Source organism: Roseibium sp. SCP15 (assembly GCF_040329435.1).
Lineage (GTDB): Bacteria > Pseudomonadota > Alphaproteobacteria > Rhizobiales > Stappiaceae > Roseibium.
Genome location: NZ_JBDZYI010000004.1, coordinates 262,003 through 274,365, shown reverse-complemented (window position 1 = coordinate 274,365; position 12,363 = coordinate 262,003). Strand labels below are relative to the sequence as shown.

Sequence of the window (12,363 nt, the reverse complement as noted above, 5' to 3'; positions counted from 1 at the left end):
TCGTCAGGAAACTATGCAGCAGCGCCCGCCTGCTCTGCAAGATAGTTGGACATGTAAGCATCGAGCTCCGCAGCCTGTTCGGCGCTGAGCCTCAAACCCAACTTGGTCCGACGCCAGAGAAGGTCGTCGGAGGTTTGCGCCCATTCACGGTTGATCAGCCATTTCACTTCGGCTTCATGGAGATTGTAGCCAAAGCAGCGCCCAAGATCCTCCAGGGATTTTGCTTCCCCAAGGAACAATCGCGCGTCGGTCCCGTAAAGCCGGATCAAACGTGTCGCGAACAACTTGTCCAGGAAGGGAAAGTCCTTCCGCAGACCTGCAACCTGGGCATCGAACTCATCAACCTTGAAGTCACCACCAGGCAACGGCGCGTAGGCTGTCCAGACACCGCGCTTGAAAGGAAGAAAAGGCTCGAGCTTTTCGAGCACATGCTCGGACAGCTTGCGGTAGGTCGTGATCTTGCCGCCAAAGACTGACAGGGCAGCCGGATTGTTCTCGCCACCATCCAGTTCCAGCACGTAGTCACGCGTCGCTGCCTTGGCATCCTTCGCACCATCATCGTAAAGCGGGCGAACACCGGAATAGGTATGAACCACATCCTCAGGATTGATGGCCTTTTCAAGATACTCGCTGGCGGCCTTGCACAGATACTCGACTTCGTCCTGCGATATACGGACATCGCCGAGATCGTCCTGATAGTCGACGTCCGTCGTTCCGATCAGCGTGAAGTCATTCTCGTAAGGGATCGCAAACACGATCCGGCCATCACCGTTCTGGAAGATGAAGCACCGGTCGTGATCGAACTGGCGCGGAACGATGATGTGGCTGCCTTTCACGAGTCGGATCCTGGAGCTGTGGTCCGCTCCGGCGATGTTGTGCAACATTTCAGCGACCCATGGGCCGCCGGCGTTGACCAGAACGCTCGCAGTTACGGTTCTCTCGTCCCCGCTGGTGACGTCCTTCAACACCACCGACCACATGCCGTTTTCGCGTTTCGCACCGATGAATTTCGTGCGGGTCAGAATTTTCGCGCCTCGGTCGGCGGCATCACGCGCATTCAGTACAACAAGTCGAGCGTCATCCACCCAGCAATCCGAATATTCAAACCCTCTCTTGAAGAGATGTTTCAGCCCTTGTGAGAACGGGGCCTGGTCAAGCCGCACTGTCTTTGTAGGCGGGAGCAGTTTGCGGCCACCCAGATGATCGTAAAGAAACAGCCCCAGACGCAGCAGCCAGGCCGGGCGCAGCTCCTTGTGATGCGGAAGAATGAAACGCAGTGGCCAGGCGATATGTGGTGCCGCACGCCAAAGCACTTCTCGTTCCTTCAGCGCTTTGCGCACCAGGTTGAACTCATAATACTCAAGGTATCGAAGGCCACCATGGATCAGCTTGGTCGACGCCGAGGATGTCGCTCCGGCCAGGTCACCCATTTCGACCAGCATGACCGAGGCACCCCGACCAACGGCATCGCGGGCGATGCCCGTCCCGTTGATTCCGCCACCGATAACCAAAAGATCGTAGTCAGCCGCCATAAAATTATCTCCGGCTCGAATGCGCCTGCAAATGAAAGGGTAAAGTGAAAATAAAACGAAACTTCACGAAATTCAATCAACATTTTTAGTCGCAAAAACGAAACTCCCCCGGATCAGGTGTCATCCTGATCCGGGGGAGATTTAGTCTCGTAATTTCAATTATCTATCAAATTGCCTAGTGTTCTGCGTCTTCCGCCGGCGCATCATCCGTCAATTCAGAACCACCTAGTCTGGACTTCGAAACCTGTTTCGCTTTCGCTTCTTCTTCTGCGAAAGGAGGTGTTGCTGCGTGATAGGTCACTTGCGGGAACGGAATCTCGATGTTCCGCTCGTCAAAAACCTTCTTGATGATTTCATTATAGGCCCGCCCCACGGACCATTGATCTCCCGGAGTTGTCTTGATGCGCGCCCGAATGTCAATCGAGCTGGCGCCAAAGTTGGTCACGCCATGCATTTCCAGGTCACCAAAGATCTTTGGTCCGAAGTCCGTTTCCTTGAGCCGCCGGAAGGCTTCTTCCATGGCGTCTTTCGCGTAGGCAATATCCGTATCGTAAGCAACGCCGATCAACGCAACATGGTAGGAGAAGCCGCGCATGAAGTTGGACACCATGTCGACCGACGAGAACGGAATGATGTGGGTGGTGCCGTCGAGATCGCGCATGCGCACGGACCGGATGGTGATCCCTTCCACGGTGCCCGTAATGCCTGCAACTGTAACCACATCACCTTCATTGATGGCATTTTCGATCTGAATGAATGCCCCGGTAATGATGTCTTTCACAAGGGTCTGGGCACCGAAGGAGATGGCAAGACCGACGACACCGGCACCGGCAATCAATGGCCCGATATTCACTCCGACTTCCGACAGGGCGAGAAGCACAGCCATGACTATGATAACCACGGTGAATGCATTGCGGAAGAGCTGAAACAGGGTCCGTTCACGGGCACTGACAATGTATCCGGCCCTGGATTGAAGCCGCAGATCCACCCACGACATGACCGCCAGCCAGATAATGAAGGCAACCAGCACAACGAAGAAAGCAGCGCTGTAACGGCTGACGATCTGAGATCCCGTTTCACTGAAGAACCAGTCCAGGACCCCCAGAACGCCCCAGATATCAAGAAGCAACAGGATCGTTCCGAGGAAGACAACAAAGCGGATGAGCTTCAAGAGACGGGGAACGAATGCGTTCAAACGATATTGAAGCGCAGGGAGTTTTTCCTGCAGGTTCGGCGGCAGCCTGATACCGCCCTTGATCGCCCTGGTCATGACCAGAGAGATCACCATGCCGCCCATGATGGTCACGATGGACAGCCCAGTGGCGCGAAGAATGATGGTTGTGGCATCAAACGGACGCGTGACCCAGACGACAAACACCGCGATAATGTAGCCGTATGCACCCAGGTGCCAGAGATTTCCAAGGTTCGACAACGCTCGTTGCGCCAGAAAACTATGCATTGTCTGTGCATAGGCCTTTGCGCCTTCGCGAACCCGCACCCGGTTCCGCTTGATCAGAACCATGAGGTAGATCATGCCGCACAGGACGATCAGGAACCTCAGTGCGTTCCCCAAAACAAATGAAACGGCAATGTTGGCGACCGGAACGGCGAGGAACACCCCATAGTTGATCCAGTACATGTAAAGCCGCAGGCGGGAATACCAATAATCGGAACTCGCGTCGTCAAAGGGAAGCAAACGCAACTCGGGCCGCCGGGGCGCAAAAACAAACCTTAGCGAGACATTGGCCATGCCCGTTATGAAGAAGGCGTTGAGAGCGAGACTTTCCTGCAACGTGACGCCGGCCTCAAATCCTCCAAAACCGGCAAGGGCAACGAAATAACCGGTGCCCAGGCCGATTGCGACCGTGAGTGTGTCGATCACGGATGTCAGAAGCAGAATGAAGCTTCTGGTAAGTCCACCGCCATAGCGCGCCCGAACGGACAGTTTCGGATAGAGCAGTCGGGCAATGTACTGACTGGCCCAAAAGGCCAGATAGGCGCTCGCCAGCACGATTGCCACCTGCAGAAGAACTTCCTGCACTCTATCCCATTTGATAGGAATGTCTCCGCGCAGAACCAGAAGCAGCCCTTTCAGAGAATGGCGAGACCGGTCGATAACGACACCCACCTCATCCGCAAGTGCACGCGTATATTCACCGACGCGAATGACAAAGCTCTGCTTTTCCGCGGCTTCGTCATTGGCAGCATCAGTGCCCGACGTCGCTTCTCCGGATTTCTCCGCCGTAGTTCCAGAAACCCCGGCAGCCCCCTCTCCCTGCGAGGCGCTCTTCTTGAGAAGATCGATCAACGCGGCCCGGCTGTCCGGATCGTTCAGAACCTTGATGAGAGCTTCGTTAGCCTGCTGCACTTCAGCAGTTCCGGCATCGGAGGCATTTGCCTGCGTTGCATTCTTGTCCTGCGCAATTGCCGCTGCAACGCCCCAAAGCAACAGACCCAGCGAAAGCAGGAGGTTTCGGAGCAAAGGCTTCATTTCAAACTCGTTTCTCTAAAACGCGGTACCGGGCTGTGAATTCGTGTCCCGACTATATGAACGATCTTTGCGAGAAGGAAAGTCTCGAGCTCGTCAGTCGACAACTTTCATACCGCCACAAGAATTACAAAATTAAGAAAGCTTGAATATTTCCGCAGCGTCACTTAATCGAAATACATTTCCATGACAAATACGAAAACCGTAGTTTTTCACGAGCCAATACTTTCGCCTCAGACCAACAGGTAACGTAAAAATAACAATATGACTTCAAAGTGGTCTGTTGAGGAGGAAGGATGACAACATCCTTGATCGAATTGGCCCTTGAAGGCACGGACGACGCGCGCAGACGACTGTTTGCGCTCATAAGCGACCTTGTCCTCGCCAACCTCGAGCAACGGACCGATCGCGAGCTGGAACTTTTCTCCGAAGTCATCCTCGAACTCTACGGTCTTAGCCGCTTAAACGATCGGTCCAGACTGGCAGCATCTATCTCCTCGTCCCAGAAGGCGCCGTTGAACCTGGCACGCAGAATGGCGGAAGATGAGATTGATGTATCGAACTTCCTTCTCACCAGGTGCCGCGTTTTCACCGGGGAAGACCTGCTCCACTTCGCCACCAGCCTGAGCGACGCACATTTGCAGGCGCTGGCCCGGCGCCCCGATCTCGCAACAGATGCCTCCGACCGCATGGTGGAACGTGGCGGCAAGACCGTTCGCAGAACGCTGGCAGGCAATCACGAAATTCGCTTGTCCGGCAACACCATCTCCAAACTCGTCACCTTTGCGCAAGAAGACGAGGCCCTGTTGAAGGATCTGAGTTACCGGTCTGACCTGTCAGCTGCCGCCTGCCGCGCGATGCTTCCTCTGGTCGACGAAGAAACCCGAAAACGTCTCCAGGAGACCATTGACGCTGCCCTTTCGAACGAGCAGCGGGAGCAGTTCGCAAGACTGAAAACCATCAGGCGTGAATTTGGACAAACTCTTGAAAGCACGGATATGAGCCTGCTTTGGCGAGAAGCAGAACGCTCCGGCGTAAGTGTTGACGAACTTGCCATTTTGCTACTGCAGGACGGCCGTTTCAATCACGCAACGGAACTGATCGGCGCCAGGGGCAGGATCGCGCAAAAAACGTTCAAGGACGCAGTCTTCAAGGGGAAACCCGACCTGGTGGTTCGCACTGCCGCCAAGGCGGGCTTGCAGGCGCCGACCTTCGCGTTGTTTGCCAAGTCTCGCTGCGATCATTTGAAGATTCCGTCGGCTCAAGGATCGGAATGGACCGCTGCCTACGTCAAATTTCTGGAAAAGAACAAGATAGGCAAGCAATCGCGCTGCGGCGATTTCCAGGCCAATCGTAGAGAAAAGCGCTAAGACGCCGTTTCGACGCAGCAGTTCGGCTCACACATCAACAGCCAGACCACATTGACAGCCAGTCAACCGGGAACGAGGCGTCTCAGGCCCTTGAACACAGGCTGGCCGCGACGGCGGTCGACAAGGTGGCGGCTGCGTAAAACCACAGTCCCGGCAGGATTGCAGCTGCAGCCAGCCCGCTCGTCTTGGCAGCAAAAAGAACCAGAGCGACGAGCATCACATCGAGCATCGACCACTTGCTGACCATGGAAAGGAGAGACAGGGATCGTGTTTTGCCACCTGTAAGCACGGCAATGTGGATGAGCAGGATCTTCACTGCCGGAAAGCCGATGGAGAACAGCGCTACGATGGCAGCCAGGACAGCATCACCTTCAATCCAAAGTCCGGTGATCATTTCAATCAGGGTCGGCCGGTCTTCCAGAAAATAAAGTCGCTCAAAACGCATCAAGGGCTGCGTCAGTCCGAGCGCGAACGAAAATGTCGAAACCGGTAGAAGCAATGCCAGAAAAAAACGCATGAAGAATTTTGTGCCCCGGGCAGGAAGTCAAATTTGCGCGAACGACTACGCAGATAGGCCTTGCGCCGCCCGAACGCAATGGACCCCGTGCGATCCTATTCGACCTTCCTCATGGCATGAAACCCGATTGCCTGACCGACAATCGGGTATCGAGCGGTTCAACCGCTCGGCAATTCCTGTCCAGGGGTGTTTTGCCGATGCGAGAATCGGTCAGCGCACCCTTGCCCGTGCAGCAACTTCGTCAAGCTGATCCTGCTCGGCGATTTCCTGGGCCGTGCGTTCACGTTGCTGATCACGCTCTTCCAGCTGTTCGAACTTCTTCAGCTCTTCGATCGCTTCGCTGAGTTCATCCTGGGCGCGCTGCAACTGATCATCGAGCTCATGCGCGGAATTGCGCAGGTTATCACGTCGATCAGCAGCTGCTTTGGCAAATGTCGGATAGGCAAAATGTGTGACATCCGTGATGCCGACCCGCTCCTGCTCGGACCGGATCTGGTCATCCAATTCGTCGGCCATGCGGTTGAATTCGGCAATCATGCTCTCAATCTGAGCAAGCTGTCGCCGCTTTTCATCAACCTGAAACCGCTTCAAACGGATCAAACTGTCTCGGGTTTTCATTACTCAATACTCCCCTAACAAGGGCAGTCTACCCCAGAGTCATTTCCAAAAGGTTGGCGAGTTGCTGATATCCATCAGAAATGTTCGTCGCCTCATCCTTTCCCTGATTCAGGAAGTCATCAATCAGTGCAAACCTGTGGATGGCTTCGTCCACTGTCGGATCCGACCCCTTTCTGTAGGCTCCAAGCCGGATCAGTTCCTCCATGTCAGTATAGGTGGAAAGCAATTGCTTTGCTTTCCTCAGAACCGGCAATTGTTCCGGCGGAACGCATCGCGGCATCGTTCGGGAAACGGACTTCAGCACGTTGATCGCCGGATACCGCCCCCGCTCCGCGATCGCGCGTTCCATGACAACGTGACCATCGAGGATACCGCGCACGGCGTCGGCAACCGGTTCATTATGGTTGTCCCCTTCCACAAGCACCGTGAACAACCCGGTAATCGATCCGGAACCGCTCTTGCCGGGACCGGCACGTTCCAGCAGACGCGGCAATTCGGTAAATACGGTCGGTGTGTATCCCTTCGATGTCGGCGGTTCACCGATGGACAGTCCGATTTCCCTCTGCGCCATGGCAAACCGGGTAATGGAATCCATCATGCAAAGGACATTGCTGCCTTCGTCGCGAAAATGCTCCGCCACCGTCATGGTCAGATAGGCCGCCTGCCGCCGCATCAGCACGCTTTCATCGGATGTGGCAACGATGACCACGGAGCGCGCCAGGCCTTCCTCACCGAGATCATCCTCGATGAATTCCTGCACCTCACGGCCACGCTCGCCGATCAGGCCGATCACTGCGACGTCGCATGCGGTGTTTCTGGCAAGCATCGACATCAGAACGGATTTGCCGACGCCAGAGCCGGCGAAGATCCCCATGCGTTGACCTTCGCAACAAGTGACGAACGTGTTCAGCGCCCGCACACCCAAGTCGACCGGAGGGCCGACTCGTTTACGTTCAGAGGCGGGCGGTGGTGAACTTCGCAATTTGCGAGGCACTCCGCCACTGGCAAGATCTCCTTTACCATCTATCGGCTCGCCAAGCGCGTTCACCACCCTGCCAAGCCAGGCATTTCCTGGTCGAACGACGCTATCGCGGGAGCTGATCACCGCCTTGCAGCCCATCCGAACGCCTTCCAGCCCGGAAAAGGGCATGCACAAGGCGTGCCCGTCCCGGAATCCGACAACTTCTGCAGGGACTTTCGGGTTTTCCTCACCGTTATCAATAAGAAGGCGCGACCCGACGCTCATTTCGTGAATCGGCCCTGCGATCTCAACAAGAAGGCCCTGAACCGCAGTAACCCGGCCATAAATCTCGGTCGGCATCAGCGAATCAATTCCGGCAAATAGCGCCTTCACGGAAGATTCCTTTCATTGTTAACGGATTTGGTAACCGATCGTTTACGACTCTGGTTAATCTTAACCTTTGGAAGGCTGACAAGCGAGAGCCATTTCGAAGTCAAACCGGCTTTGTTGAAAGGAATCTGAACCGAATCGGTTAGCGCCGTTTCTTAAAGTTCAACATTAAGATTTGTGAATCCGCGTTTATTTTTGGGATTCAATAAGTTGACTGTTGTTCACAGTTTCCTTTCTCCGGAACTTGCCGCTGCGAATCATATTTTGTTAACCATTAATCGATAGCTTTGAGTCGGGGTTAACAACAGTCCTTCGTAGCGCACACCGACAGAGCCGTTGCGACTTGCCCAGGAAAGGCAGAATAAGGGGATTGGCATGCGTGTATTGTTGATTGAGGATGACAGCGCGACAGCGCAGAGCATCGAACTGATGCTGAAGTCCGAGAACTTCAACGTCTACACGACAGATCTTGGCGAGGAAGGAATCGACCTCGGCAAGCTGTACGATTATGACATTATCATGTTGGATTTGAACCTGCCGGACATGTCCGGTTACGAGGTTCTCCGGACACTTCGCGTTTCTAAGGTCAAGACACCTATTCTGATTCTTTCCGGCAACGCCGGTATTGAAGACAAGGTTCGCGGCCTCGGCTTCGGCGCTGACGACTACATGACCAAGCCGTTCCACAAGGACGAGCTGGTTGCGCGCATTCACGCGATCGTCCGCCGCTCCAAGGGACACGCCCAGTCGGTCATCGTCACCGGCGACCTTAAGGTCAATCTGGATACCAAGACCGTCGAAGTTGGCGGTCAACGCGTCCATCTGACCGGCAAGGAATATCAGATGCTCGAGCTGCTTTCATTGCGCAAGGGCACCACGCTCACCAAGGAAATGTTCCTGAACCACCTTTACGGTGGCATGGATGAGCCAGAGCTGAAAATTATCGACGTCTTCATCTGTAAGCTGCGCAAGAAACTGGCAGCTGCAACTTCCGGCAAGAACTACATCGAAACGGTGTGGGGTCGCGGATACGTTCTGCGCGAGCCGGATGTGGAAGCCGCCGCTTAAGGCGATTGATCAGAGTTCAATGGAAAAGCCCCGGTCTTCACCGGGGCTTTTCTTTTCTCGTCTTCGTGACGATCGCGCCACAGGCACCACTTGTCGATGACTACTCGGGTTGCCAGAGCTCAATCGGATTGCCTTCCGGGTCGTGAATCCGTGCGAACCGGCCAATTCCCTCCATCGTCTCTTCGCGTGTGACTTCGACACCTGCTTCCCTGAGATGGTCAAGCAGGGCATCCAGATCTGCTACTCGGAAATTGAGCATGAACTGGCGATCTTCCGGAAAGTAGTCGGTCGTCTCCGAAAACGGGGCAAAGACCGTGACACCGCTCTCAGAAATCCAGGGTGTCGCTTCCATGTCTTTCGGAGCCTTGTTTATTCCCAGATGCGTCTCGTACCACTCACCAAGGGTTTCAGGGTCTTTTGCCCGAAAAAAGACGCCACCAATTCCTATTGCCTTCTGCACTCTCCCCTCCTGCGCTTGTTCCCCAGCAAATCAATACTGGCACTGCCCACCCGGAATTGTCACCTGCAGCAGGTTTCATCTGGTGTTTCGCATCTTCGGGCCGCCGATATCCGGCAAAGCACGCATCAAGCGTTTTTCACTTGTTCTTTGATTAAAGTATCCGCAGGTTGCCTTCGTCGGATCCGATACCGTTGAAAATCTTCAAAAGGAAAGCACCATGAACACCTCATTGACGGTGATTGGCTCCGTGCGCCCAAGCCCACGTGGTTTTGAATTGAGCATGGACGACCCCTATCGTGCTGGCTTGCTCGGACTTTGCAGGTTCAGCCACGCCATTGTTCTATGGCTGGCAGACGGTCTGGACCAGAACGGTCGCGACATCTCCATGATCTTGCCCGCACCCTATACCGCCTCCGACCAGGATACCGGCGTCTTTGCCAGCCGCTCTCCTGCGAGGCCTAATCCGATTGGTATCTCGATTGTAGAGCTAGCCGAAGTCAACGAGTCGACAGGAACGCTCATCGTCCCTTTCATCGACGCAGTTCCCGGCACACCGCTCCTGGACATTAAACCCTATTTTCCGGCGAGCGACCGGGTAAGGAGTGCCAGGATCCCCGATCACTTCAGTCATTGGCCACAGTGGTATGAGGATGCAAGCACCTTCAACTGGACTGCGGAATTCAGATAAGAGAAAGGGCCGGCAATGCCGGCCCTTTCTCACGCATTGCGAACGGCCTTACAGGTGCATCTGATACGAGGCCGGGACGTACCTGAAACCATCTCCTTCGGCTGCGACATAACCCACTGACGGGAACGGCATGTGATAGCCAACAAATGGAACCTTGTCGGCGGCCAGCATTCCAAAAACATCCTTCCGGGTTTTGGCCGCGGCCGCCTTGTCCATGTCGAACCGCACTTCCCAGTCAGGACGCGCCAGCGACCAGACAAAATGGTTTGCCGTATCTGCTGCCAGCACCAACTGCTGTCCGTTGTTTTCCAGCATATAGATAGTATGCCCCGGCGTGTGTCCGTGAGCGGCCATTACTGTTACGCCCGACGCGACCGAATCGCCGTCGCCGACGAACGTCATCTTGTCAGCCAGTGGCTTCACGTTCTTGGTCATCAGCTTTGTGACACCGTTGGCTTCGGGATCCATTGCCGCCCAGAAATCATACTCTTTTTGACCGGTGACATATCGCGCGTTTGCAAATGCCGGTGCGCCACCTTCCATCAGGCCGCCAATGTGGTCCGGGTGCATATGGGTTATGACAACAGTGTCGACCTGTTCCGGCGTGTAGCCGGCGCTTTCGAGCGCCGCTCGCATGTTGCCACGTGCAGGCCGTCCGCCTTCACCAACGCCTGTATCAAAGAGAATGAGTTCCTGACCGGTATTGACCAAAGTCGGCGTGAAATAGGCCTTGAAGGCGTCATGCGGAATGAAGTTCTCGGCCGAATGGGTCGTAAACGTTTCGGCATCGACATTCATGCCGAATGTCTTTTGGGGCTCGCCCACGGTGACGGCACCGTCGAGCAATGTGTTGACCTCGAAGTCACCGACTGTGTAGCGCGCAACAGGTGCAGACAGGTTACCCTGTTTTTCAGCTGCGGCATGTACATAGGAAGAAGACGCCAGACTTGCTCCTGCTATAGCTCCACCCGCACCGAGCAGAGCGGCCCGGCGCGTCAGTTCCACCTTGATAGTCATTTGATACCTCCAGCTGAATTCCATTGATTGATTTCACGAGCGGCCCTCCCCCACGTGATTGGTCAGACGACCGGACAGATGCGAGAGAACACACGGAAGGAAGCTCGATTCACCTCCATAAACTGGAGCAATTGAGCGGGAAGAAAAGCCACACCTTCGTCAGCTGAAAAATATTTCTCGATTTCTCCAACGTCCGCAGCGCTTTAGTTTTCATATTAAATTTCAGTAAGTTATGTTGGACGAATTTCATGCTTCTTGAATGACGCTGCACTTGCGCCATACTTTGGGTAACTCATAATTGAAAATTCCGGCATGACCCGCAGCTACTTCATCCAGGTTTCATTCCTTGCCATCGCCGCAGCCTTGCTGCTCGCCTCGTCTCAGATACAGCGACCCGAAGGCTGGTCGGTTGCCGGACAATATGCCTACTGGCTGGTTCGCATATTGATTGAGGCCGGCCTGTTTGTTGCCTTCGCCGAATTGCTTGCAAGGTTGCCTGCCCTGTGTCAGCGCAAATGGCTTACTGTTGTGCTGGCCGCCTGCGTCAGCCTGGTACCATTTGCACTTTCGGTGACCGCACTCGATCTCATCCTCGGCCTACCAGAGCTCGAAGGGATGGTTGTTCTTGGCGGAACGGCAACAGAAGCTTTGCAACTCTCGCAACCCGAACGCAGCAGAGTGACCTCGTTCCTGCTTGAGATGGTCTATCTGTCAGACAATCATCTGGCCCTTTGCCTGCTTTTGAGTGCACCGAAGATGTTTTCTTCTTCCGCACCAGCAGTCTCCCAACGTCTTGAAGAACATTCGGATCGATCCGACCAGGTGTCTTTGAGTGAAACGATGCTTTTTGACGATGGAACAATCGGCCACGTCGAAAATGCCGAAACTCCCGCCAACGGCTACTTGCGGCATCTGGAGAGGCCCTTTGAGGAAGAGCTGCTGCGGGTGGAAGCGCAGGAACACTACGTCAGACTGGTTGGCCGGACGGAGAGCCGGATGGTGCTTTACCGTTTCAATGACATCGTTTCGGAGCTTTCCAGCGAGCTCGGCATGCAGGTTCATCGCAGCCACTGGGTTTCTTATTCGGCAATTGAACGGTCACTGCGCGAAGAAGGTCGGCTTTGGCTCGTTCTAACGGAAGGAAGCAGGGTTCCGGTCAGCCGAAAACATGCCGGAAGGGTTCATGAGCATATGGCTCAGCGCCAGCAACGAAAAAAGGCGGTCTGCTGACCGCCTTCCATTCACCTTATTCCT

General features: G+C 54.9%; 11 protein-coding genes. 4 read left to right on the top strand and 7 right to left on the bottom strand.

The genetic code is table 11. The features are described from left to right. Nucleotides 1-11 precede the first annotated feature (11 nt). On the bottom strand, nucleotides 12-1,532 hold the full coding sequence (glpD, locus tag ABLO27_RS21155; RefSeq protein WP_353035467.1) for a glycerol-3-phosphate dehydrogenase: 1,521 nt from the start codon (nucleotides 1,530-1,532) through the stop codon (nucleotides 12-14). 175 nt (nucleotides 1,533-1,707) lie between these two features. Further along, nucleotides 1,708-4,023, bottom strand: a complete 2,316-nt coding sequence (locus ABLO27_RS21150; RefSeq protein ID WP_353035465.1) for a mechanosensitive ion channel domain-containing protein — start codon at nucleotides 4,021-4,023, stop codon at nucleotides 1,708-1,710. A gap of 293 nt (nucleotides 4,024-4,316) precedes the next feature. Here ABLO27_RS21150 and ABLO27_RS21145 point away from each other — a divergent pair, with 293 nt between their 5' ends. Next, entirely contained in the window at nucleotides 4,317-5,390 is a 1,074-nt protein-coding gene (locus ABLO27_RS21145; protein ID WP_353035464.1) for a DUF2336 domain-containing protein, read from the top strand. Between the two features lie 82 nt (nucleotides 5,391-5,472). Here the strand turns inward: ABLO27_RS21145 and ABLO27_RS21140 are convergent, their stop codons facing one another. The 3 genes from ABLO27_RS21140 to fliI all read right to left on the bottom strand — a co-directional run bounded on the left by ABLO27_RS21140 (nucleotide 5,473) and on the right by fliI (nucleotide 7,879). Continuing rightward, entirely contained in the window at nucleotides 5,473-5,907 is a 435-nt protein-coding gene (locus tag ABLO27_RS21140; RefSeq protein ID WP_353035462.1) for a paraquat-inducible protein A, read from the bottom strand. Between the two features lie 210 nt (nucleotides 5,908-6,117). Continuing rightward, entirely contained in the window at nucleotides 6,118-6,525 is a 408-nt protein-coding gene (fliJ, locus tag ABLO27_RS21135; protein ID WP_352941973.1) for a flagellar export protein FliJ, read from the bottom strand. 28 nt (nucleotides 6,526-6,553) lie between these two features. Next, nucleotides 6,554-7,879 (bottom strand): flagellar protein export ATPase FliI, encoded by a 1,326-nt coding sequence (gene fliI, locus ABLO27_RS21130; protein WP_417714817.1) that lies wholly within the window; start codon nucleotides 7,877-7,879, stop codon nucleotides 6,554-6,556. A gap of 372 nt (nucleotides 7,880-8,251) precedes the next feature. On the opposite strand from fliI, the gene ctrA reads away from it, so the two are divergent. Then, nucleotides 8,252-8,944, top strand: a complete 693-nt coding sequence (ctrA, locus tag ABLO27_RS21125; RefSeq protein ID WP_031270498.1) for a response regulator transcription factor CtrA — start codon at nucleotides 8,252-8,254, stop codon at nucleotides 8,942-8,944. 100 nt (nucleotides 8,945-9,044) lie between these two features. Here ctrA and ABLO27_RS21120 read toward each other — a convergent pair whose 3' ends face one another. Then, entirely contained in the window at nucleotides 9,045-9,404 is a 360-nt protein-coding gene (locus tag ABLO27_RS21120) for a VOC family protein (RefSeq protein WP_353035461.1), read from the bottom strand. Between the two features lie 217 nt (nucleotides 9,405-9,621). On the opposite strand from ABLO27_RS21120, the gene ABLO27_RS21115 reads away from it, so the two are divergent. After that, nucleotides 9,622-10,092, top strand: coding sequence for a TrmO family methyltransferase domain-containing protein (locus ABLO27_RS21115; RefSeq protein WP_353035460.1), 471 nt, complete (start codon nucleotides 9,622-9,624; stop codon nucleotides 10,090-10,092). A gap of 48 nt (nucleotides 10,093-10,140) precedes the next feature. Here ABLO27_RS21115 and ABLO27_RS21110 read toward each other — a convergent pair whose 3' ends face one another. Then, nucleotides 10,141-11,109, bottom strand: coding sequence for an MBL fold metallo-hydrolase (locus tag ABLO27_RS21110; protein WP_353035459.1), 969 nt, complete (start codon nucleotides 11,107-11,109; stop codon nucleotides 10,141-10,143). A gap of 312 nt (nucleotides 11,110-11,421) precedes the next feature. Here ABLO27_RS21110 and ABLO27_RS21105 point away from each other — a divergent pair, with 312 nt between their 5' ends. Continuing rightward, nucleotides 11,422-12,339, top strand: a complete 918-nt coding sequence (locus ABLO27_RS21105) for a LytTR family DNA-binding domain-containing protein (RefSeq protein WP_353035457.1) — start codon at nucleotides 11,422-11,424, stop codon at nucleotides 12,337-12,339. Nucleotides 12,340-12,363: the final 24 nt, after the last annotated feature.

Bases quoted from the DNA above. Each gene is read 5' to 3' on its own strand.
- glpD (WP_353035467.1), bottom strand. From the start codon at position 1,532: ATGGCGGCTGACTACGATCTTTTGGTTATCGGTGGCGGAATCAACGGG.
- ABLO27_RS21150 (WP_353035465.1), bottom strand. From the start codon at position 4,023: ATGAAGCCTTTGCTCCGAAACCTCCTGCTTTCGCTGGGTCTGTTGCTT.
- ABLO27_RS21145 (WP_353035464.1), top strand. From the start codon at position 4,317: ATGACAACATCCTTGATCGAATTGGCCCTTGAAGGCACGGACGACGCG.
- ABLO27_RS21140 (WP_353035462.1), bottom strand. From the start codon at position 5,907: ATGCGTTTTTTTCTGGCATTGCTTCTACCGGTTTCGACATTTTCGTTC.
- fliJ (WP_352941973.1), bottom strand. From the start codon at position 6,525: ATGAAAACCCGAGACAGTTTGATCCGTTTGAAGCGGTTTCAGGTTGAT.
- ctrA (WP_031270498.1), top strand. From the start codon at position 8,252: ATGCGTGTATTGTTGATTGAGGATGACAGCGCGACAGCGCAGAGCATC.
- ABLO27_RS21115 (WP_353035460.1), top strand. From the start codon at position 9,622: ATGAACACCTCATTGACGGTGATTGGCTCCGTGCGCCCAAGCCCACGT.
- ABLO27_RS21110 (WP_353035459.1), bottom strand. From the start codon at position 11,109: ATGACTATCAAGGTGGAACTGACGCGCCGGGCCGCTCTGCTCGGTGCG.
- ABLO27_RS21105 (WP_353035457.1), top strand. From the start codon at position 11,422: ATGACCCGCAGCTACTTCATCCAGGTTTCATTCCTTGCCATCGCCGCA.